Genomic DNA, 22,114 nt, shown 5'->3' with positions numbered 1-22,114 from the left:
GGAAACTCACCATGGTCAAGATCCGCCTTACCCGTGGCGGCGCCAAGAAGCGCCCCTTCTACCACATCATCGTCACCGACGTGCGCAGCGCGCGCGACGGCCGCAACATCGAACGCGTCGGTTACTACAACCCGGTCGCCCAGGGCGCCGAGCCGCGCGTGGTGCTGGACCTGGCCCGCGTCGACCATTGGGTGTCCAATGGCGCGCAGCTGACCGACAAGGTGCGCAACCTGTACAAGGAAGCCACCAAGAACCAGGCCGCCGCGGCCTGATTCCGCGGGCCGCGCCCAGCGCGCGGCCCTCGCGTTTGCCCCAATGAAAGACAGCCAGCGCCGCATCCTGCTCGGTCGGGTCCTCGGCGCGTTCGGCATCCGTGGCGAGGCCAAGCTCGAGTCCTGGACCGAGCCGCGCCTCGCCATTTTCCGTTATCAGCCCTGGATCGTGCGCAAGCCCGACGGCAGCGAAAGCAGCCTCAGCGGCGTGCGCGGCCGCGAGTCCGGCAAGTACCTGATCGCCACGCTGCCCGAGGTCACCGACCGCGACGCGGTCGAGGCCCTGCGCGGCACCGAGATCTACGTGGCGCGCAGCAGCCTGCCGCCGCCGCGCCCGGACGAGTACTACTGGGTGGACCTGGAGGGCCTGGACGTGCGCACCGTCGATGGCGTGGCGCTGGGGCAGGTGTCGCACCTGTTCTCCACCGGCGCCAACGACGTGCTGGTGGTGCGCGGCGACCGCGAACGACTGGTGCCGTTCGTGCAGCCGGACTACATCAAGTCGGTGGATTTCGAGGCCAACCTGGTCGTGGTCGACTGGGACCCCGAGTTCTGAGCGAAGCGGCCATGCGGCCGCTTTGGCGTTTGCCTTTCCCATTCCCCATTCCCGGCTCCCCATTCCCAGCCTCATGCGCATCGACGTCATCAGTCTGTTCCCCGAGTTCGTCGCCCAGTGCGCCGGGTTCGGCGTGGTCGGGCGGGCGCAGGAGCGCGCGCTGCTGGACCTGCACGGCTGGAACCCGCGCGACTACGCCACCGGCGGCTACCGCAAGGTCGACGACCGCCCGTTCGGCGGCGGCCCGGGCATGGTGATGATGATCGAGCCGCTGCAGACCTGCCTGGAGGCGGTGCGCGCGGCCGATCCGCTGCCGGCGCCGCTGATCTACCTGAGCCCGCAAGGCCGGCCGCTGACCCAGGCCAAGGCCCGCGAACTGGCCGCGCTGCCGCGGCTGCTGCTGCTGTGCGGGCGCTACGAGGGCGTGGACGAGCGTTTCGTCGCCGCCGCGGTGGACGAGGAAATCTCGATCGGCGACTACGTGCTGTCCGGCGGCGAACTGGCCGCGGCGGTGCTGGTGGACGCGGTGACCCGGCTGCAGGAGGGCGCGCTGAACGACGCCGAATCCGCGGCCCAGGACAGTTTCGAGGGCCCGGACGGCCTGCTCGACTGCCCGCACTACACCCATCCGCGCGAACACGCGCTGGGCGAGGTGCCGGCGGTGCTGCGCTCCGGCAACCACGCCGCGATCGCGCGCTGGCGGCGCATGCAGGCGCTGGGGCGGACCTGGCTGCGGCGTCCGGAACTGCTGGACGAGGCGGCGCTGAGCGCGGCCGACCGGCGCCTGCTGCAGGAATTCCGCCAGGAGCGGGAGGCGGCGCAGGCCGCCGAACAGGAAAATCCATCCAAGCCCTAGCCATTGCCGCCGGGCTGGGTTAAAATGCCCGGCTTTCCGGCCAGTGCGTTCCGTGCTTGGCCCATCCGATATCGCGCAATCGCCGTGCGGCGACTGCCGGACCACCTCACCAGACACAAGCGGTGCCCACCATGAGCAAGCTCAACAAGACCATCCTGGCCGACTTCGAAGCCGCCCAGATCCAGCGCAAGCTGCCGGAGTTCAACCAGGGCGACACCGTCGTCGTCAACGTCAAGGTGAAGGAAGGCAACCGCGAGCGCGTGCAGGCCTACGAAGGCGTGGTGATCGGCACCAAGAACGCCGGCCTGAACTCCTCGTTCACCGTGCGCAAGATCTCGCACGGCTACGGCGTCGAGCGCGTGTTCCAGACCCACAGCGCCACCATCGACTCGGTCGAAGTGAAGCGCCGCGGCAAGGTCCGCGCCGGCAAGCTGTACTACCTGCGTGGCCTGGAAGGCAAGGCTGCCCGCATCAAGGAAGACCTGGCCGCCGCTGCGCAGGCCAAGGTCGCGCGCCAGGCCGCTGCTGCCGCCGCCAAGGCCGAGTAATCTTCCGGCGACCCTCGGTCGCTGCCGCAACGGCCGCCTTCGGGCGGCCGTTTGCGTTTGTGGGGTTTGGATCGCGCCGCGCGGGAGCGGAGCCGTCATGTCCGCGCTGGCGGGTCTGGCCGTTATTTTTGTGGCAGGAGTTTCAGTCGCGTCCCACAGGGGCTTGGCGCCTTTGTGGGAGGGACTTCAGTCCCGACGCGTGACGGTGTCGGACGGCTTTGGGCTTCGATCGCTGCGGCTGCATGACAGTCGACTCCCGCACAGACAAGGGCACCTGTGGATCGCGACGCGAGCGCAGCTTTCAGCGCGCCGGATCCTGCGCCACCGCCACGTCGGCGACCGGTGCCGGCGGCTGCACCGGCACTTCCGCCGGATGCGCCACGGTCTCCGGCCGCGACGGCGCCAGCATCCGCGCGGTGCGCCAGTTGCCCCAGCGGTAATACGCCAGCGACAGCAGCATCGCGCAGGTGGCGCTGGTCGGGAAGCTCCACCATACCGCATCCACGCCCAGCTGCGGCTGCAGCAACTGCGCGAACGGCACGCGGACGCCCCAGAGCGACAGCGCCAGGATCAGCAGCGGCGGGACCACCGCACCGGTGGCACGGACCACGCCGGAGATGACGAAGGTGACGCCGAAGAACAGGAACGACCACACCGCGATGTGGTTGAGGTGGCGCGCGATCTCCAGCGCCGCGCTGTGCGGCGGCAGGAACAGCGCCAGGGTCCAGCGGTCGAACAGGATCAGCGGCGCGATCAGCGCGCCGGTCAGCAGGAAGTTGAACAGCACGCCCTTGCGCGCGGTCGCCGCGACCCGGTCCCAGCGCTGCGCGCCGACGTTCTGCGCGGCCATCGACGAGCAGGCCGCGCCGATCGCCATCGCCGGCATCTGCAGGTAGGCCCACAGCTGCAGTGCCGCGCCGTAGGCCGCGGAGGTGGCGGTGCCATAGCCGTTGACCAGCGAGATCATCACGATCATCGCCAGCGAGATCAGCACCATCTGCAGGCCCATCGGCACGCCCTTGACGATCAGCGCACGCAGGATCGGCAGGTCGAGCCGGAACAGCCGCGCGTCGCGGCGGCCCAGCCACAGCACGTGGCGCTTGTGCCGCAGGTACAGCAGCAACCCGGTCAGCGACACCGCCTGCGCGATCAGCGTGGCCCAGGCCGCCCCGGCGATGCCCAGTTTGGGGAACGGCCCCAGCCCGAACAGCAGCAGCGGGTTGAAGCCGATGTCCAACGCCACCGACAGCAGCAGGAAGCGGAACGGTGTGCGCGAATCGCCGGTGCCGCGCAACGCCGCCGACAGGAACGCGAAGGTGTACAGCAGCGGCATCGCCAGGAAGATCACCCGCAGATAGGCCTCGGCCAGCGGCAGCGACGCCGCCGGCGTGCCCATCGCCGCCAGCAGGTGCCGCGCCAGCCACCAGCCGCCGGCGGCGATCAGCACCGAGATGCCGATGAAGAAGGTGGCGCTGGTGCCCATCACCCGCCGCGCCTGGGCCACGTCGCTGCGGCCCATCGCCTGGCCGATCAGAATGGTGGCGGCCATGCCGATGCCGAACACCGAGCCGATCAGGAAGAACATGATGCTGTTGGCGTTGGCCGCGGCGGTGAGCGCCGCTTCGCCGAGATAGCGGCCGATCCACACGGCATTGACCGAGCCGTTGAGCGATTGCGCGATGTTGCCGGCCAGGATCGGCAGCGAGAACAGCAACAACTGGCGGCCGATCGGGCCTTCGGTGAGCGCAGCGGGCTTGGTCATCGCGGGTCGGGAGCGAGCGTGAGCCGGCCACACTAGCACCGACGGATGTCGGCGGGGCGATGGGCGGATCTGGGTCTGCAGCGTTCGTGCCGCAGGCGGGCAGGGGCGGGCCTGCGCCGCCCCACGGCGGGTGGCGTGCGCCCTTACTGGGGGGCGGCCTGTCCTGCCCAAGCCGCGGTAGCGCGCTGCGGCGATGATGGAACTGCGTTCGGCACGGCTCGGGTCATTGCTTGGTGCCGGGTAGGGGGGCGACGCCAGCACCGGCATGGGACATGAAACCTGGGCGAGCCGCCCCCCGCTGCGCCTGCCTCGAGGTCGCTCGCTCCCTGCCAACCCATTCGTCCCGGAAAGGTGAGCCCCTGCGGCGCGGTGCTTGCATTGGTGCGATCGCATCGCCATCTGTGCGGAGAGACGTGTGCGCCGCGCATGCCCTCGGCGGCGCGATGGTGTCCGATCCGGCGTGGCCTTTTGACTGCCTGCAATCCCCAACGCGAGTGGATGTCGAGCAACGCAATGAATGAATCTGTCGTACAAGCTGCCGCGGTGCGCCTGGATGTCTGGCTGTGGGCCGCGCGCTTCTTCAAGACCCGCAGCCTGGCCAAGCAGGCAGTGGAGACCGGTAAGGTGGACGTGGCCGGGCAGCGGCCGAAATCCTCGCGCGCGGTGCGCGTGGGCGAGCAGGTGCGCGTGCAGCGCGGCGACGAGGTGTTCGAGATCCAGGTGCTGGGATTGAGCGACACCCGCGGCCCGGCCAGCGTGGCGCAGACCCTGTACCAGGAGAGCGAGGTCTCGCGCGAGCGGCGTACGCAGTTGCGCGCGCAGCGCAGCGCCGAGCGCAACGGCTACCAGGCGCCGGAGGGCAAACCGGACAAGCGCGCGCGGCGGCTGATCCGCGCGCTGGGGGATCTGGACGCGCTGTAGCCGAGTCCGCTGCGCCTGGCCGAGGATCGGTGCGGTTGACCGAGTTGCAGCGACGACCGAATGGTGCCGTGACGTTGCCGAAGGTGGGTGGTGCGCTGGTCGCGTGTTTCGCTCGATGTCCAGTCGCTGCAAGCAACATCAGGCTTCCTCGGCTGCATGCAGTCGGGACTGAAGTCACTCCCACGACCGGCTTGCGTCCTGGCGAGCGTCGGCGTGCTCATGGCGGTTGACACACCGTGGGAGCGGATTCAGTCGCGACGCAGGGCGGTCAATCCTCGTCATCCCCATTCGTGCGTTGCCCTCTGCGACAGAGCGTGTGGAGCCGCTGCACTCGCGACAACGCCCCGGCGAGCGGGGCGTTGTCGTCATGCGACCAGGACAAGCGAGGCGCCGCTGCGGCGCCCCGTCTGCCGTCGTCAGTCGGCCAGGTCGAAGCGATCCAGCTGCATCACCTTGGTCCAGGCGGCGACGAAGTCGCGTACGAACTTCGCCTGCGCGTCGGCGCTGGCATAGACCTCGGCCACCGCGCGCAGCACCGAGTTGGAGCCGAACACCAGGTCGGCACGGGTGCCGGTCCACTTCACGGCGCCGTTCTTGCGGTCGCGGCCTTCGTAGACGTCCTTCATCTCCGAGGTCGCCTTCCACTCGGTGCCCATGTCCAGCAGGTTGGCGAAGAAGTCGTTGCTGAGCACGCCGGGGCGATCGGTGAACACGCCGTGCGCGGACTGACCGCTGTTGGCGCCGAGCACGCGCAGGCCGCCGACCAGCACGGTCATCTCCGGTGCGGTCAGGGTCAGCAACTGCGCCTTGTCGATCAGCAGCGCTTCGGCCGACAGCGCATAACGGAGCCTGGCGTAGTTGCGGAAACCATCGGCGATCGGTTCCAGCACCGCGAACGATTCCACGTCGGTCTGTTCCTGCGAGGCATCCATGCGGCCCGGCACGAACGGCACCTCGACGATCTGTCCGGCCAGCTTGGCCGCCTGTTCCACCGCGGCGGCGCCGCCGAGCACGATCAGGTCGGCCAGCGAGATCTTCTTGCCGCCGCTCTGCGCGCCGTTGAACTGCGCTTGGATGTCCTCCAGCGTGGCCAGCACCTGTGCCAGCTGCGCCGGCTGGTTGACTTCCCAATCCTTCTGCGGGGCCAGGCGAATGCGCGCACCGTTGGCGCCGCCGCGCATGTCCGAGCCACGGAAGGTGGAGGCCGCGGCCCAGGCGGTGGACACCAGTTGCGCCACGCTCAGCCCGGAGTCGAGCAGGGTCTTCTTCAGTGCGGCGATATCCTGCGCGTCGACCAGCGGGTGGTTCACGGCCGGGATCGGGTCCTGCCACAGCAGTTCTTCGGCCGGCACGTCCGGGCCGAGGTAGCGCGCACGCGGGCCCATGTCGCGGTGGGTCAGCTTGAACCAGGCGCGGGCGAAGGCGTCGGCGAACTGCTGCGGGTTCTCCAGGAAGCGGCGCGAGATCTTCTCGTAGGCCGGGTCGAAGCGCAGCGCCAGATCGGTGGTGAGCATGGTCGGCAGGTGCTTCTTCGACGGGTCGTGCGCGTCCGGAATCACCGCCTCGGCGTTCTTGGCCACCCACTGGTGGGCGCCGGCCGGGCTCTTGCTCAGTTCCCAGTCGAACTTGAACAGGTGCTCGAAGAAGTCGTTGCTCCAGCGCGCCGGCGTCTTGGTCCAGGTGACTTCCAGGCCGCTGGTGATGGTGTCGCCGCCCTTGCCGCTGCCGAAGCTGTTGGACCAGCCCAGGCCCTGGCTTTCCAGGTCGGACGCTTCCGGCTCGGCGCCGACGTGGTCGGCCGGGCCGGCGCCGTGGGTCTTGCCGAAGGTGTGGCCGCCGGCGATCAGCGCCACGGTCTCTTCGTCGTTCATGGCCATGCGGCCGAAGGTGTCGCGGATGTCCTTGGCCGCCAGCAGCGGGTCGGGATTGCCGTCCGGGCCTTCCGGATTGACGTAGATCAGGCCCATCTGCACCGCGGCCAGCGGGTTCTCCAGGTCGCGGGTGTGACGCACTTCGCTGTCGTCGTCCTTCACCAGCACGCCGTGCGCCTCGTCCACGCCCGGCGAGCCGTGCGCGTAGCGCTCGTCGCCGCCCAGCCACTTGGTCTCGCGGCCCCAATACACGTCCTGGTCCGGCTCCCAGGTGTCGGCGCGGCCGCCGGCGAAGCCGAAGGTCTTGAAGCCCATCGATTCCAGCGCGACGTTGCCGGTGAGGATCAGCAGGTCAGCCCAGGAGATGGCCTGGCCGTACTTCTGCTTGATCGGCCACAGCAGGCGCCGCGCCTTGTCCAGGCTGACGTTGTCCGGCCAGCTGTTGAGCGGAGCGAAACGCTGCTGGCCGCGGCCACCGCCGCCACGGCCGTCGCCGGTGCGGTAGGTGCCGGCGCTATGCCAAGCCATGCGCACGAACAGCGGGCCGTAGTGGCCGAAGTCGGCCGGCCACCAGTCCTGCGAATCGGTCATCAGTGCGTGCAGGTCGCGCTTGAGCGCTTCGAGATCGAGCTGCTTGAACGCCTTGGTGTAATCGAACTGCGGGTCCAGCGGGTTGGAACGGGACGAATGCTGGTTGAGCAGGTCCACGCGCAACTGCTTGGGCCACCAGTCGCGATTGCTGGTGCCGCTGCCGCTGGCAGCCTGGTGGAACGGGCATTTCGATTCGCTGGTCATGGGAGGCTGCCTTGGCTCTTGGTGGACGAGATGGGGTGGCTCGGCGCCGCGATCATACGGCGGCGACACGGTGAAACTGGAGACACGATAGGCGGAAGCGGCGATTTAGAGAATTCGAATTCTTCTAATCAATCGATAGCGCGCAGCTATCGCATCGATGGCGGTGTGCGGTGTGGCCGCGCATCGCTCGCCCGTCCAGCGCTCCCTGCTGTGGCCGCATGCCGCGTGCGTCGGTGACAGGACTCAGTCGACCGGCATCACATCGAAATCGCCGCCCAGCAAGCGTTCCAGGCGTCCGCTGCGCCAGCCGCGGACGCTGTCGCGCACCAGCGGCGAAGGCGCGATCCGGTAGCGTCGGCACACCCGCAGTTCATCCTCGCCGATGGGCGCGCGCCGTGCCTGCCCGGGCAGGTCGGGAGCGACCCGCACCTGCACCGCGAGCCGGCGCAGGGTCGGTTCGTCGGCCTCTTGTTCCTGCACATGCAGGCCGGCTTCCGCGTCCAGCAACGCCAGTGCCCCGAAACCGGCGATGGCCAGCCAGGCGCGGCCTTGCTGCGGATCCTGTGCCAGCACCTCCACCCGCATGTTGCGCTGCTCGGCCCAGGCCAGATACATCTGCAGCAGACGTTGCCACCACTGCCGTGCTTCGGCCGGATGCCGGTGCAGCTCGCTGGCGCCGATGCGCAGGTCCAGCAGCACATCCTGCGGGCGTTGCTCCTGCAGCGCGGTGCTGGCCAGGTGCAGCAGCCACAGCAACTGGGTCAGGCGCGCCACGAACTCGCCGTCGCGCTGGGCGCCGCCGTCCAGCCGCGCGCGCAGGCGCACGGCGGTGGCCAGCGCGCTTTCGATGCGGTCGCGGCGCTCGATCCGGTCCAGCACCTGGAAGCGGCCGGATTGCGACCAGAAATCGCGCTCGCCCATGGCGGCGAAATCGGCCTCGCGCGCCTGCCGCCAGGCCGGCGCGGCGTGCGATTCCTGCAGGCGATGCAAGGCCGCATCCAGGCGCGGCAGGACCGCGCTGTCTGCATTGGGCGCGTACACCAGGTCGCGCAGATCCGTGGGCGTGGCGGGGTCGACCGCCGCGGGCAGGGGTTCCGGCGTCGGCGGCGCCTCCGCTGCGATGAAGCGCACGTCGAGGCGGTCGCCGGCGCCGCGCACGAACAGGAACTGGTCGCCTTCGGGGGCGCGTTGCTCGACGATGCTGCGTGCCAGGGGCGCGAGCAGATGCTGTTCGATCGCGCGGCGCAGCGGCCGCGCGCCCAGGTCCGGAGTGAAGCCGCGGTCGAGCAGGAACTCGATCGCCGACGGCTCCCATTCCACCGCCCAGGCGCGATTGCGCAGACCGCGCCGGGTCAGCGTGCGATCCAGTTCCTTGTGCAGGATCTCGCGCATCAGCGCCCGATCCAGCGGGTTGAACAGCACCACTTTGTCGAGCCGGTTGACGAACTCGCGGCGGAAGGTCTCGTACACCGCCTTTTCCACCGCGTTGCGCGAGTAGCCGCCGGCGACGGTGGCGAAGCCGGGGCCGGCGCCGCGGGCCAGCGTGGCGCCGACGTTGCTGGTGAGAATGATGATGCTGTGGCGGAAGTCGGCGGTGTTGCCGTTGCGGTCGCTCAGGCGGGCGTCGTCGAACACCTGCAGGAACAGGTCCCAGACCTTGGGGTGGGCCTTCTCGAACTCGTCCAGCAGCACCACCGAGAACGGTTGTTCGCGGATGCGTGCGATCAGCGTGCGCTGCCCGGCGCTGTCGTCGCCGGTGAGCCGGTACAGCGCGTCCTCGCCCTGGAACTCGCTCATGTCCAGGCGCAGCAGGCGCTCGGGAGTGCCGAACAGCAGTTCGCCCAGTGCCTTGGCCAATTCGGTCTTGCCGGTGCCGGTCGGGCCGGCGAACAGGAACACGCCGATCGGGCGGCGGCTGTCGATCAGCCCGGCCTTGAGCATGGCGATGCGGTCGAGCAGGGTCTCCACCGCCTCGTCCTGGCCCAGCACGCGCTTGCGGAAGAAACGGCGCAGCGTCTCCAGTTCCAGCCGTTGGCGATCGTCGATCACCTCCAGCGGCAGCCCGCTGCGCCTGGCCACCGCCTGCAACAGGGCATCGTCGTCCAGCGGCAGGCGTGCGTCGTCGCCGTCCTTCGCGGCCTGCAGGGTCTCGTCGAGCAGTTGCAGCAGGCGGCCGGGTTCGTGCTGATCGGGGAAGTACTGCGCGGCCAGGCGTTCGGCTTCGGCCAGGGCGCGTGCGTCGATCACCTCGGTCTGCAGCGCCTGCGCCTGGGCCTGCGCCCACTGTGCGCCGATCTGCGCCAGCGCGGTGGACGCGGCCGGTGCCAGCGTCACCACTTCGAAGCGCGAACGCGTGGTCGGCCGTGCCACCTGCAACTGCGCCAGTTGCCGCGGCGTGATCTCGCCGATCAGGCGCAACTCACCGCGCTCCAGCGCCGGCAGCACCAGATCGAGGATGCCGCGCGGATCGCGCGAATGTGCGCCCTTGTGCAGCAGGTCGTAGAAGTCCGGCGCGCGCCACAGGGCGCGCTCGCGGTGCAGCACCGCCAGCATCTCGCGGATGCGTCCCTCCAGTTCGCCGATGTAGCTCTGCCCCGCCAGGATCTCCGCGGCGGAGGCCTCGAACACACGCCAGCCTTCGCCGAGCAGGCGTTCGCTGAGCAGGTCGATCAGCACGCTCTTGCCCACGCCGTGCTCGCCGACCAGCAGCACCGGCTGCGGAGGCGTGGTCACCACGTGCTCGTAGGCGCGCTGCAAGGCCGCGTCCAGCCCCGGGTGGTGCAGGCGCAGGCGCGCCGGCACCGCGGCGACGACACGGCCGAAGCCGCCGAGCACGCGCTGCTCGCGACGCTGCTTGCGTGCGTCGTGCAGGCGCTGCAGGAACGGCTCCAGCACGGGTTCCTTGAACTGCGCCAGGGTGTCGCCGAGTGCGGTCAGCGCTGCATCGTCGAGTTCGTCGAAATCCACCGGGCGGTCCGCCGGGGCCTTGCTTGCGGCCCACTGCAGATAGGCGCGCAGGCGTTGCCGGAACGGGACGACGTTCCACCACCAGTCGCGTGCGTGGCGCAGCAGCGCGTGCAGATGGTCGGCATCCGGCAGGCGCTGCAGGTAGTCGAACAGGAAACTCAGCGGATACGAGCCCAGGTGCGGGAGCACGTCCAGGACCGCGTCCGCATCCTGGGGGCGGCGTTGCGCCAAGGCCTGCGCTGCCATGCATGGCAGCACGTAGCCTGGGCTGCCCAGCGCCTCGACCAGTTCCTGATGGGAGAACTCCGCGCCCGCCAGCAGCGCCACGCCTTGCTGGAACTGCGGAATCTGTGCCAGATCGGCAGGGCTGTGGATCTGCTCGTCCTGTGCTTCCACCTGCTGGCGCAGCCGCTGCAGATGCTGCGCCGGGGTCTCCAGCGTTGCCTCGGGCGCGGCGTGGTGGTTGTTGCTGGCGTCGGTCGCCGGTGCAGGCCGCTGTGCGGAGGCGCTGCGCCCAAGAGGGCGCGCCAGATGCAACAGCACCGCACCGACGACCACGCCGATGGCGAAAAGGGCAAATTCCATCATCGTCGCCTCAGTCCTGGATGCCGCGACGGCCGCTGCGCGGATGTGGCGCCCGCATGGCACCTGCGATGGTGCAGCTGACCGGGGGGCGTGACGACGTTCGCGAGCGTGGCTGCATGCGTTCCCTCGTTGGATGTAGCCGTCGCGGACGCGTGCGGCCTGTGCTGGTGTGCGCGGCCCCGTTTGCGACGGAGCGGGGCGGTGCGTTCGCCGTCGAGTATAGAAGTCCGTGTTTCCTCCAGGCGACAGCGTCGCTGCGCAGTGCGACACCGATCGGACTGCAGGCCAGGCGGGCTGCCTGACGCAACAGTGCCTCCCGTTGGCGGCGCCTGCCCACTATCCTGTCGCGATGACCCAACGCGCCACCCGTCTGCTGCGCCTGCTCGACGCCCTGCGCGGGCGCCGCCGGCCCGTGGCCGGGGCGCAGCTCGCTGCCGATCTGGGAGTGAGCCTGCGCACGCTGTACCGCGACATCGCCAGCCTGCGCGGGCAGGGCGCCGACATCCTCGGCGACCCGGGCGTGGGCTACGTGCTGCGCCCGGGCTTCCTGCTGCCGGAGTTGAACTTCAGCGAGGACGAGCTGGAAGCGCTGACCCTGGGCGCGCGCTGGGTGGCGAGCCAGGCCGATCCGGAACTGGCGCAGGCCGCGCAGCGCGCCATCACCCGGATCGGGGCGTCGCTGCCGGCGCCGTTGCGGCTGGCGCTGGAGACCAGCGGGTTGCTGGTGCCCGCGGCCACGCCCGCGCAGCCGGCGGCACCGTGGCTGCCGGTGCTGCGTCGTGGCATCCGCCTGGAGCACGTGCTGCACATGGACTACGCCGATGCCGGCGGCGTCGCCTCGCAACGGCGCATCTGGCCGTTTGCGATGGCCTTCCTGGGCGGTTTCGGCATGATCGCGGCGTGGTGCGAACTGCGCGGCGATTTCCGCCATTTCCGTGCCGACCGGGTGTTGGCGCTGCGCGACGACAGCGAACGCTACCCGACGCGGCGGCATCTGCTGATCCGGCGCTGGCGCGCCGCTACCGGACACGGCGTCGGCTCCTGACAGCAGGTGTCAGCAGGGCACGCGCAGACTGCGTGGCGTCCACCACGGAGTCCGACCATGACCCACGATCTTGTGCTCTACACCCACCCCATGTCGCGCGGCCGCATCGCGCGCTGGATGCTCGAAGAAACCGGCCTGGCGTACCGCGCGCAGATCCTCGACTACGGCACCGGCATGAAGACGCCGGCGTATCTGGCGATCAACCCGATGGGCAAGGTGCCGGCGCTGGTCCACGGCACCACCACCGTCACCGAGAACGCGGCGATCTGCGCCTACCTGGCCGACCTGGTGCCGGAGCGGCAACTGGCGCCGCCGCTTGGATCGCCGGCGCGTGGCGATTACTACCGCTGGCTGTTCCTGCTGGCCGGCCCGGCCGAGGCGTTCCTGACCGCCAGACAGCACGGCACGCTGGCCCCGGCGCACAGCGCGGGCTACGGCCATGGCGAGGATCTGCTGGACATGCTGGAGCAGGGCGTCGCCGGTCGCGAGCACCTGGCCGGCGATCGCTTCAGCGCAGCCGACCTGTATGCCGCCGCGTTCCTCGGCTTCTACACGCGCATCGGCGTGCTGCAGGCGCGGCCGGCGTTTGTCGCCTTCGTGCAGCGGCACATGGCGCGGCCGGCGGCGCAGCGTGCCGCGGCCATCGACGATGCGTTGCTGGCGGCGCATCCCAACCCGTTCATGCCGCGCCCGAGCGCCGTGCCGGCGAGCGCCTAGCGGGAGGTGGGATGACTGGTGGTTGGGTGTGCCGTGCGGGCGGACCCTCACCCCAACCCCTCTCCCGACGGGAGAGGGGCTTGCAGCCTTTCCTTCTCCCACTGGGAGAAGGTGCCCCGAAGGGGCGGATGAGGGTGCGGGCGCAGCCTCGTGCGTCCTGACACTGCGAGACGCTTCGCGCCGGACCCTCACCCCAACCCCTCTCCCGGTGGGAGAGGGGCTGAATCGCAGGCCGCCTACAGCAGCGACTTGAGCCGGTACAGCGCTTCCAGCGCCTGCTTGGGCGTGAGTTCGTCCGGATCCAGCGCCGCCAATGCTTCCTGCGCGGCGGAGGGCGTGGCCGCGAACAGGCCGAACTGCTGCGGCGCGTCCAGCGCCTGCGGCGCCATCTGCGAGGCGTGGCTCTCGCCGCCGCGTTGTTCCAGTTCCGCCAGGCGTCGCCGCGCCTGCGCCACCGTGGCCTTGGGCAGGCCGGCCAGCGCCGCCACCTGCAGGCCGAAGCTGCGGTTGGCCGGGCCGTCCTTGACCGCGTGCATGAACACCAGGCGGTCGCCGTGCTCGACCGCGTCCAGGTGCACGTTGGCGATGCCACTGGCACCGCCTTCGACCGATTCGTCGGCCAATGCGGTCAGTTCGAAATAGTGCGTGGCGAACAGCGTGTAGCAGCGGTTGTGGTGGGCGAGATGGCGCGCCACCGCGTCGGCCAGCGCCAGGCCGTCGTAGGTGGAGGTGCCGCGGCCGATCTCGTCCATCAGCACCAGCGACTGCGCGGTGGCGTGGTGCAGGATGTAGCTGGTCTCGGCCATCTCGACCATGAAGGTCGATTGGCCGCGCGCCAGGTCGTCGCCGGCGCCGATGCGGGTGAGGATGCGGTCGATCGGGCCGATCACCGCGCGCCGCGCCGGCACGTAGCTGCCGATGTGCGCGAGCAGCACGATCAGCGCGTTCTGGCGCATGTAGGTCGATTTACCGCCCATGTTCGGGCCGGTGATCACCAGCATGCGGCGGTCGGGGTGCAGGTCCAGGTCGTTCGGTTCGAACGGCTGCTCGCGCACCGCTTCCACCACCGGGTGGCGGCCGCGTTCGATGCGCAGGCACGCACCGGTCTCCAGTTCCGGCTGGGTCCAGTCCAGCGCCTGCGCGCGTTCGGCGAAGCCGGCCAGCACGTCCAGTTCGCTGAGCGCGGCGGCGGCGCGCTTGAGCGGCTCCAGGCGCTCGCCCAGCGTGTCCAGCAGGCCTTCGTAGAGCAGCTTCTCGCGCGACAACGCGCGCTCGCGCGCCGACAGCACCTTGTCCTCGAAGTTCTTCAGTTCCTCGGTGATGTAGCGCTCGGCGTTGGTCAGGGTCTGGCGCCGGCTGTAGTGCACCGGCGCCTTGTCGGCCTGGCCCTTGCTGATCTCGATGTAGTAACCGTGCACGCGGTTGTAGCCGACCTTCAGCGTGGCGATGCCGCTGTTGGCGCGTTCGCGCGCTTCCAGGTCGATCAGGAACTGGTCGGCGTTGGTGCTGAGCCGGCGCAGCTCGTCCAGTTCGGCGTCGTAGTCGGCAGCGATGACGCCGTCGCTGAGCTTGAGCGGCGGCTGCTCGGCGATCGCCGACGCCAGCAGGTGCGCGATCTCGTCGTGCTGGCCCAGCTCCGCCGCCAGCGCGGCCAGCCGCGGCGAATCCAGCGGCGCCAGGATCGCGCGCACCTTCGGCAGCAGGCCCAGGCCGTCGCGCAGGGTGGAGAAGTCGCGTGGGCGTGCCGAGCGCAGGGCGACGCGGGTGAGGATGCGTTCGACGTCGCCGAGCGCGCGGAACGCCTCACGCAGGTCGGCGTCGGCGCCGCGGTCGATCAGCGTGCCGACCGCGTGGTGGCGCTGCACCAGCACCTCGCGCAGGCGCAGCGGACGGTGCAGCCAGCGCCGCAGCAGGCGCCCGCCCATCGGCGTGACCGTGCTGTCGAGCACGCCGAGCAGGGTGTTGCGGGTGTCGCCATCGACGCGCGTGTCCAGTTCCAGGTGGCGTCGCGTGGCCGCGTTCATCGCGATCGCCTCGCCGGCGGTCTCCATCGCGATCGCGGTCAGGTGCGGCAGGCGCTGTTTCTGGGTTTCCTCCACGTAGCCGAGCAGGGCGCCGGCGGCGGCGGTGGCGCGAGGCTTGTCGTCGATGCCGAAGCCGCTCAGATCGTGCAACTGGAAGAACGCCAGCAACTGGCGGCGGCCGCTGTCGGCGTCGAACAGCCACGGCGGCCGGCGGCGCACGCCGCGGCGCTCGCGCAGGAACTCCGGCCACTGGTCCTCGTCGGGCACCAGCAGTTCGGCCGGCTCCAGCCGCGCCAGCTCCGCTTCCAGCGCGTCCTCGCTGTCGACCTCGTTGACCAGGAAGCGGCCGCCGGCCAGGTCGGCCCAGGCCAGGCCGTAGCCGTGCTTGTTGCGTGCGATCGCCATCAGCAAGGTGTCGCGGCGCTCGTCCAGCAGGGCCTCGTCGGTCACCGTGCCGGGAGTGACGATGCGCACCACCTTGCGCTCGACCAGGCCTTTGGCCAGCGCCGGATCGCCGATCTGCTCGCAGATCGCCACCGACTCGCCCAGCGCCACCAGCCGTGCCAGGTAGCCCTCGTAGGCATGCACCGGCACCCCGGCCATCGGAATCGGTGCACCGCCGGAACTGCCGCGCTGGGTCAGGGTGATGTCCAGCAGCCGCGCGGCCTTGCGCGCGTCGTCGTAGAACAGTTCGTAGAAATCGCCCATGCGGAAGAACAGCAGCAGGTCCGGGTATTCGGACTTGGCGGCGAAGAACTGCTTCATCAGCGGGGTGTGCTCCGCTGCGCTTCCAGGAGCTTGGGTTTTTTCTCGATTCTGCATCTGATTCAGTGACTTAAGGAATTTCGGGGTGGCTGTCCGTGGGCAAGTATGGACGGGTGCCGGCCGCAAATGACAGCGTGACGCGGCGCCAGCCCGGTGCGTGGTTCGATGCGCCACCTGCCGATCCACGGTGCAACGTCGGGGGCGCGCCGTTTCCATGGACAAAGGCAGGAAGGTCAATCGCGAGACAGCGAATGTCCGATGCGTACGCGGCACGTGCAATGCCGAGTCCGCAGCCACTGCGTGCGAGTCGTCTCGGTGCCAGTTGCCATTGTCCGTAAAAAAGTGGACCGGCGACAGCACGCAGTGCAATTCCCGAGCATGCGGCGGAGGATCGGCCACACGGTGACGTTGTGCCCTTTGAATGCTCGTGTGTCGTTTCGGGCAGGACTGTTTCGCCGTTGGAAAAGCTAAGATCCGGGCTTGTGTAGAGCCGGAGGCGTCCATGATCGATCGTCGTACCTTTCTTGCCACGGGTGTCGTGGCCGTCGCCGCGGGCTTCAGCGCATCCGCCGCCCGGATCGTGGCCGCACCGCGTCCGAAAGGGCCGGCACCGTGGGGCGCCGTGCCAAGCGCGCGGCAGCTGCGCTGGCACCGGTGGGAGCAATACGCCTTCGTGCATTTTGCGATGAACACCTTCACCGACAAGGAATGGGGTTACGGCGACGAAGATCCGCGCAAGTTCGATCCCAGCGATTTCTCCGCCGATCAGATCGTCGCCGCGGCCAAGGCCGGCAACCTCAAGGGGATCATCTTTACCGCCAAGCACCACGATGGCTTCTGCCTGTGGCCGACGCGCCTGACCGAGCATTGCATTCGCAATTCGCCCTACAAGAACGGCAAGGGCGACATCGTCGGCGAAATGGCCGCGGCGTGCCGGCGTGTCGGCCTGGCCTTCGGCATCTATCTCTCTCCCTGGGATCGCAACCACGCCGAGTATGGCCGTCCCGGCTATCTCGACTATTTCCGCAAGCAGATCGTCGAGTTGTGCACGGGTTATGGCGACCTGTTCGAGTTCTGGTTCGACGGCGCCAATGGTGGCGACGGTTACTACGGTGGAGCGCGCGAAACCCGCAAGATCGATGCCCCCGCCTACTACAACTGGCCGCGGATGATCGAGCTGGTGCACCAACACCAGCCGATGGCCTGCACCTTCGACCCGCTGGGCGCAGATATCCGTTGGGTCGGCAACGAGGAGGGCGTGGCCGGCGATCCGTGCTGGCCGACCATGCCCAATGCGCCTTACACGCAGGAAAACGGCAACGCCGGCGTGCGGGGCGGGGCCCTGTGGTGGCCTGCGGAGACCAACACCTCGATCCGGCCGGGCTGGTTCTACCATGCCGACGAAGACGGCAAGGTGCGCAGCCCGGAGAATCTGGTGCGCTACTTCGATACCTCGGTCGCGCGCGGCACCAACATGAACCTCAATCTTCCGCCGGACCGACGCGGCCGCATCGCCGACCACGACGTCGCGGTGTTGAAGAGCTTCGGCGACGCGATCCGCGCCAGCTTCGCCATCGATCTGGCCAAGGGCGCCAAGGCCAGCGCCAGCGCGTCGCGCGGTCCGGGGTTCGAGCCGGAGCGGGTGCTCGACCGCCAGCCGGACAGCTACTGGTCCACGCCGGACGACGTCACCACGCCGACGCTGACGCTGGAACTGTCGGCGGCGCATAGCTTCGATCTGATCCGGCTGCGCGAATACCTGCCGCTGGGCGTGCGCGTCACCCGCTTCGCGATCGACGCCGAGGTGGACGGGCAATGGCAGCGCTTGGCCGAAGCGCAATGCATCGGCGCGCAGCGGATCCTGCGGCTCGATCGTCCGATCGCCGCGCGCCGTGTGCGCCTGCGTGTGCTCGAGGCACCGGTCTGTCCGGCGATCAGCGAATTCGCGCTGTTCCGCGCGGTGGCGCCCGTTGCGGTCGCGCGGCCTACGACGAACGCGCCGGACGTGCTGTCCACCGCGGGTTGGCGCATCGTCGCGGCCAGTGCGCCGGGAGCGGAGAAGTTGCTCGACGACGATGCCGGCACGATCTGGGTCGTGCCCGCTCCCACGCCGGACCATCCCGTGCAGGTGACCATCGACCTCGGTGCGCTGCGCCAAGTCGCTGGCTTCAGCCTCACCCCCTCGCGCACGGTGATGAACGGTGCGGCGCCGCCGAAGGGCTATCGCGCCGAAAGCAGCGAGGATGGCCAGCACTGGCAGCCGGCCGGTGGCGGCGAGTTGTCCAATATCGCCTACGCGCTCTCGACCCAGCGGCTGAATTTCCCCGAGGTCCGGCAGATCCGTTACCTGCGGCTGTCGTTCGCCGAAACGGCGCTGCCCGCCGAGCGGCTGTCGATCGCCGGGATCGGTGCCTTCTCGCGCTTGCGGTGAGGCCCGGCGCTCCCTCGCCGCGATGCGCGGTGGGGGAGCGTGCATCGCCGGGGCGATGCAGCGTCGTGGCTGCGGCGACGCTGGCGAGGCGTCGTAGATCGGCTTCGGGATGACGCGTCAGCGGCTTCACTTCATTCTGCGTCGCGCGTGTGCCGACCACGGCTTGGGCGGACGTACCTGACGCGCCAGCGCCGCGTAGGAGAACCGAGTCGGGAGCGCATGACGATGGCGCCGCACGGCGCCTTGAAAGCGCGCCCGCCTCAGGCGACGAACGGCCGCGGCCTGGTGCGCACACTGTTCAGCGCCAGCCGCGCAGGCGCCAATCCGGGCGCGGTCGCTTCCAGTGTCAGCGTGCCGGCATCGCGCGTGGTTTGCAGCAAGGCCATGCACAGACCGTTGAAGGCGTGGCGCTGGTCGGCCTTGTCGGGTTCGTGGCTGGACGGGTCGCCGTTGCCCACGCCGATCAGGCGGCCGGGGCCGCGGACGGCGAAGCGCACGGCGTCGCTGGCGGTAGGCACGATGCGGCCCTTGGCATCGACGATCTCCACCGCGACCACGGCCACGTCCTCGGCGTCGGCCAGCAGATTCGCCCGTTCGCAGCGCAGGCGCACCGCGGCCGGGGCGCCCACGGTCTCGCGGAGCTGCGTCAGCACCTGCTTGCCGCCGCGGTAGCCACGCGCTTCGATGCGGCCGGGTGCGTAGCGCACGCGCCACTCGACGTGGCCGTAGGCCGGCACCTGCTGCAGGCCCTGGCTGACGCCGTTGACCAGCAGTTCTACCGCGTCCAGGTTGCTGTGGCACCACACGTCGACCATGCCGTTGTCGCGCTCGTCCAGCAAGCCGTCCCAGTTCCAGTGCGGGAACAGGTGCAGCACCGGCGCGGTGGTCCATTGCGCGCGGTAGTACCAGTAGTTGTCCTTGGGGAAGCCGCAACTGTCGAGGGTGCCGAACTGCGAGGCCACGTTCGGCCAGCGGTTGTACGGGGTCGGCTCGCCGCGGTAGTCGAAGCCGGTCCAGACGAAGCCGCCGGCGATGTACGGGCGCTGCGCGACATAGCTCCACCAGGCTTCGGCGCTGCTGGCCCACCAGGGGTAGTCGAGGTCGTAGGCGCGGGCATAGCCGCGCACGTCGTCGGTGCGGTAGTTGCCGCGCACGCCGACGGTGCTGCCGGTCTCGCTGCCGTAGACCGGGATCTGCGGATGGCGCGCGTGGAAGGCGTCCATCTGCGTGGTGCGGTAGTTGAAGCCGACCACGTCCACGACCTGTCCGACGCCGTCGTCGAAGCCCTTGTCCATGGCGAAGGTGGTGGGGCGGGTCGGGTCCAGGCGCCGCACCAGGCGCTGCATGCGCGCGACGATGCGCGCGCCGCGCGCGGTGACCATCTGCGGTTCCTCGTTGCCCAGCGACCACAGCATCACGCAGGGATGATTGCGGCCGCGCCGCACCATCGACGTCAGTTCGGCCATGGCCTCGTCGTCGGAGGACATGCGCCGGGTCTCGTCGATCAGCAGCAGGCCCAGCCGGTCGCACAGCTCCAGCACCGCCGGCGAGGCCGGGTTGTGCGCGCTGCGGTAGGCGTTGCAGCCCATCGACTTGAGCTGGCGCAGACGCCATTCGTGCAGGCGGTCGGGAATGGCGGTGCCGACACCGGCATGGTCCTGGTGGTTGTTGGTGCCGTGCAGCTTGTAGGCCGCGCCATTGAGCAGCAGGCCGCGCTGCGGATCGAACTGCAGGCGGCGCACGCCGAAGCGGGTGGTGGTCGCGTCGCAGGGAAGGCCGTCGCCGAGCAGGCGCGTGGACAGCGTGTAGCGTTGCGGGTGTTCCGGCGACCACGGCGCGGGCGTGCCTAGGTCCAGGGTCTGCTGCGCGCGCTGCACCACGCCGGGCTCGACCGTGATCGGCGCGGAACTGGCCTGGGCGACGATGCGCCCGTCCGGCGCGCGGATCACCGAGACCACGCTGCACTGGCGCGGCGTCGGACCGTGGTTGCCGAGTTCGGTCTCCACCAGCGCCTGCGCGGCGCCGCCGTCCCAGACGCTGCGCACGTACACGCCGTCCATCGGCACGTGCAGTGCGTCGGTGGTGCGCAGCCAGACGTGGCGGTAGATGCCGGCGCCTTCGTAGAACCAGCCTTCGCCGAGCGTGGCGTCCACGCGCACGGCGATGATGTTCCTGGCGCCGTAGTCGAGCACGTCGCTGAGGTCGACGTCGAAGCCGCAGTAGCCGCTGCCGTTGCGGCCGACGATGTGGCCGTTGCAGAACACGATGCAGTCGCGGAACACGCCGTCGAATTCCAGGCTGATCCGCTTGCCCAGGTCCTCGGCCGGAATCTCCAGCACGCGCCGGTACCAGCCGATGCTGGTCTGTGGATCGGTGCGGCCCAGCGGTTTGTAGCCGTGCGCGGCGGACGGGTCTTCGCCGTTGACCAGGGTGGAGGTCGGGTCCTGGCGCGGCGGCAGCGCCACCGCCCAGTCGTGCGGCAGGTCGATGCGTTCCCAGGCGCTGTCGTCGAAGGCGAGCAGGGCGGCGTCGGCAGTGTCCTTGCCGGCCTTGGCGTAGGTGCGCTGGAAGGTGCCGAAGTTGAAGTCGCGCGCCGGGTCGTCGGCGTGGCCGAGATGGAAGCGCCAGCCGCCATCGCACAGCAGGCGCTGGCGCGGTGCGTCGTCGTCCAGGTCCAGCGAGAGCGGCGCAATGGCATCGCTGCGGGTGGGCGTGGCGGCCAGCGCGGCCGGCGCCAGCGCCGCGGCGGCACCGGGCACCGCCATCTGCACGCCACCGGCGACCAGCGAGCGCAGCAGGTCGCGGCGGCTCAGTTCGATCATGGCTGCGCGTCCTGCGCCGGCGCGGCACGCTTGCCGGTCGTCGTGGCCGGCGCCGGGCGGTAGGCGTGCTGCATGAAGCCGATGCCGGGCAGCAGTTCGTTGCCGTGGCGGAAATCGAAGAAGCTGGCGTTCTCCCACGAGGAGCCGACGCCCCAGCGGGTCTTGCAGGTGTTGCTGGTCCAGGCCGGTTCCCAGTACACGACGCCGCTGCCGCCGTTGTCGACCACCAGTTGGGTGAGGTCGACCAGGTAGTTCAGCTGGCCCTGCGGGGTGGCCGGGTAGCCCTTGATCAGCGAGTCGGCGCCGAGCAGGTTGGGCGAGGGGTCGCCGCTTTCCAGCGTCCACGGATAGGCGGTCTCCACCACCATCACTTCGGCCGGATAGCGCTGGCGCAGGCGCTTGATGGTGGCGCCGAGCTGGTCCATGGTCTCGCGCGACCACTTGCGGTAGTAGCTGATGCCGATGAAGTCGAAGTCGCGCACGCCGGCCTTGGCGGCGTCGGCGAACCACGGCTCCACGTTCTCCGGCTGGGCGATGTGCAGCATCACCTTGGGCTTGATCGTCGAGCGCGCGCCGGCGTCGCGCACCGCCTGGATGCCGGCGTTGAACAGCTTGGCATTCCGGGTCCAGTCGATCGGCCGGCGCTTGTCCCAGGGCTGGCTGTCCATCAGGTCGGAATTGCTTTCGTTGCCCACCTGCACCAGCTCCGGCATCAGCCCGGCGCGGTCCAGTGCGCTGAGCGTGTCGTAGGTGAAGCCGTACAGCGTGCGCGCCAGTTCGTCCTGGTCGGTGATGTTGGCCCAGGCCTTGGGGATCAGTTGCTTGTCGCCGTCGGCCCAGTCGTCGGAGTAGTGGAAGTCCAGCAGCACCTGCATGCCCTGCGCGCGCGCGCGGCGGATGGTCTTCTTGACGTCGCTCAGGTCGCTGTAGCGGGTCCAGCGCGCATCGTTCCACAGGCGCACGCGCACCAGGTTGGCGCCGTGCGCATGGAACAGCTCGAACGGGTCGCGCACCTCGCCGTGGTCGCGGTACTGCACGCCGCAATCCTCCATCTCGTTGACGTAGGACAGGTCGGCGCCGAGGTACAGCGTGCCGGCGCCGGCCATGGGCGCGGCGAGGGCGGTGGCGAGGGCCAGCGCGAGCGCCGGCAGCCAGGTGCGTCTGGATCGCATGCGGG

At 69.7% G+C, this 22,114-nt stretch carries 14 protein-coding genes; 8 read left to right on the top strand and 6 right to left on the bottom strand.

The window, feature by feature from the left end; all coding sequences use genetic code 11:
• Positions 1 to 11 precede the first annotated feature (11 nt).
• The 4 genes from rpsP to rplS all read left to right on the top strand — a co-directional run bounded on the left by rpsP (position 12) and on the right by rplS (position 2,232).
• Entirely contained in the window at positions 12 to 272 is a 261-nt protein-coding gene (rpsP, locus tag RAB70_RS18545) for a 30S ribosomal protein S16 (RefSeq protein ID WP_010342240.1), read from the top strand.
• Positions 273 to 315: 43 nt separating this feature from the next.
• Positions 316 to 828 carry a ribosome maturation factor RimM gene (rimM, locus tag RAB70_RS18540; protein WP_017907937.1) on the top strand — a complete coding sequence of 171 codons (513 nt, stop codon included), beginning with the start codon at positions 316 to 318 and terminating at the stop codon, positions 826 to 828.
• Between the two features lie 73 nt (positions 829 to 901).
• Entirely contained in the window at positions 902 to 1,684 is a 783-nt protein-coding gene (gene trmD / locus RAB70_RS18535) for a tRNA (guanosine(37)-N1)-methyltransferase TrmD (protein WP_148829237.1), read from the top strand.
• Between the two features lie 131 nt (positions 1,685 to 1,815).
• Positions 1,816 to 2,232 carry a 50S ribosomal protein L19 gene (gene rplS / locus RAB70_RS18530; protein WP_010342237.1) on the top strand — a complete coding sequence of 139 codons (417 nt, stop codon included), beginning with the start codon at positions 1,816 to 1,818 and terminating at the stop codon, positions 2,230 to 2,232.
• 301 nt (positions 2,233 to 2,533) lie between these two features.
• On the opposite strand, the gene RAB70_RS18525 is transcribed toward rplS, so the two are convergent.
• Entirely contained in the window at positions 2,534 to 3,994 is a 1,461-nt protein-coding gene (locus RAB70_RS18525) for an MATE family efflux transporter (RefSeq protein ID WP_148829238.1), read from the bottom strand.
• A 513-nt stretch (positions 3,995 to 4,507) separates the two neighbouring features.
• On the opposite strand from RAB70_RS18525, the gene RAB70_RS18520 reads away from it, so the two are divergent.
• Positions 4,508 to 4,915, top strand: coding sequence for an RNA-binding S4 domain-containing protein (locus tag RAB70_RS18520; RefSeq protein ID WP_148829239.1), 408 nt, complete (start codon positions 4,508 to 4,510; stop codon positions 4,913 to 4,915).
• 416 nt (positions 4,916 to 5,331) lie between these two features.
• On the opposite strand, the gene katG is transcribed toward RAB70_RS18520, so the two are convergent.
• Positions 5,332 to 7,581 carry a catalase/peroxidase HPI gene (gene katG, locus RAB70_RS18515; protein ID WP_148829240.1) on the bottom strand — a complete coding sequence of 750 codons (2,250 nt, stop codon included), beginning with the start codon at positions 7,579 to 7,581 and terminating at the stop codon, positions 5,332 to 5,334.
• A 243-nt stretch (positions 7,582 to 7,824) separates the two neighbouring features.
• Positions 7,825 to 11,133 (bottom strand): AAA family ATPase, encoded by a 3,309-nt coding sequence (locus tag RAB70_RS18510; RefSeq protein WP_225851665.1) that lies wholly within the window; start codon positions 11,131 to 11,133, stop codon positions 7,825 to 7,827.
• Between the two features lie 349 nt (positions 11,134 to 11,482).
• On the opposite strand from RAB70_RS18510, the gene RAB70_RS18505 reads away from it, so the two are divergent.
• On the top strand, positions 11,483 to 12,178 hold the full coding sequence (locus RAB70_RS18505; RefSeq protein ID WP_017907930.1) for a YafY family protein: 696 nt from the start codon (positions 11,483 to 11,485) through the stop codon (positions 12,176 to 12,178).
• Positions 12,179 to 12,235: 57 nt separating this feature from the next.
• Positions 12,236 to 12,895 (top strand): glutathione S-transferase family protein, encoded by a 660-nt coding sequence (locus tag RAB70_RS18500; protein WP_148829242.1) that lies wholly within the window; start codon positions 12,236 to 12,238, stop codon positions 12,893 to 12,895.
• 236 nt (positions 12,896 to 13,131) lie between these two features.
• On the opposite strand, the gene mutS is transcribed toward RAB70_RS18500, so the two are convergent.
• Positions 13,132 to 15,741, bottom strand: coding sequence for a DNA mismatch repair protein MutS (gene mutS, locus RAB70_RS18495; protein WP_170268114.1), 2,610 nt, complete (start codon positions 15,739 to 15,741; stop codon positions 13,132 to 13,134).
• 445 nt (positions 15,742 to 16,186) lie between these two features.
• Here mutS and RAB70_RS18490 point away from each other — a divergent pair, with 445 nt between their 5' ends.
• The gene (locus RAB70_RS18490; protein ID WP_148828045.1) at positions 16,187 to 18,115 is read left to right on the top strand and encodes an alpha-L-fucosidase; all 1,929 of its coding nucleotides are present in this window, start codon (positions 16,187 to 16,189) and stop codon (positions 18,113 to 18,115) included.
• A gap of 260 nt (positions 18,116 to 18,375) precedes the next feature.
• Here the strand turns inward: RAB70_RS18490 and galA are convergent, their stop codons facing one another.
• Together galA and RAB70_RS18480 are read right to left on the bottom strand one after the other, a co-directional pair.
• Complete coding sequence (gene galA, locus RAB70_RS18485; RefSeq protein WP_148828046.1) at positions 18,376 to 20,937, bottom strand: beta-galactosidase GalA; 2,562 nt, start codon at positions 20,935 to 20,937, stop codon at positions 18,376 to 18,378.
• Positions 20,934 to 22,109, bottom strand: a complete 1,176-nt coding sequence (locus tag RAB70_RS18480; protein ID WP_148828047.1) for an arabinogalactan endo-1,4-beta-galactosidase — start codon at positions 22,107 to 22,109, stop codon at positions 20,934 to 20,936. Before RAB70_RS18480 ends, galA begins: the two co-directional genes overlap by 4 nt.
• Between the last annotated feature and the right edge of the window lie 5 nt (positions 22,110 to 22,114).

Source organism: Xanthomonas sontii (genome assembly GCF_040529055.1).
In the GTDB taxonomy this organism is placed as follows: Bacteria; Pseudomonadota; Gammaproteobacteria; order Xanthomonadales; family Xanthomonadaceae; genus Xanthomonas_A; species Xanthomonas_A sontii.
The sequence above is the reverse complement of the archived record's forward strand: the minus strand, read 5'-3'. Positions and strand labels throughout refer to the sequence as shown.